Source organism: Plebeiibacterium sediminum (genome assembly GCF_026013605.1).
Classification (GTDB): Bacteria; Bacteroidota; Bacteroidia; order Bacteroidales; family Marinilabiliaceae; genus Saccharicrinis; species Saccharicrinis sediminus.
This window is the reverse complement of the sequence record NZ_JAPDPJ010000414.1, coordinates 1-316: the sequence shown is the minus strand read 5'-3', so window position 1 is coordinate 316 and position 316 is coordinate 1. Positions and strand designations below refer to the sequence as shown.

Annotated in this window: 1 protein-coding gene; it reads left to right on the top strand. The window is 35.4% G+C overall.

Features of this window, described 5'->3' with window-relative positions; genetic code table 11:
• Positions 1–316: transposase (locus OM075_RS26010; RefSeq protein WP_301193442.1), on the top strand; the 316-nt coding region annotated here is incomplete at both ends.

The window sequence follows — 316 nt, the reverse complement described above, 5'->3', positions numbered from 1 at the left end:
CACATGCTGAAGATTACTTAGTATTTCCTAAAAATATTGGCTATGCTCTATCTATAGATGAAACAGCCATGTCCAATGGCGAATTGTATACCATCTTTACGAACAAGGCAAAAAAAGGAAAGAAAGGTTCGATTGTCGGCATTTTCAAGGGAACACAAGCTGACGATATTATTAAAATCGTTAAAGAAAAGTTTACGCAAGAGCAACGTCGGATGGTTAAAGAAGTGACATTAGATATGGCTAATAGCATGAATTTAATTGCCACGAAATGTTTCCCTAAGCATACTACGGTTATTGATCGTTTTCATGTTCAAAA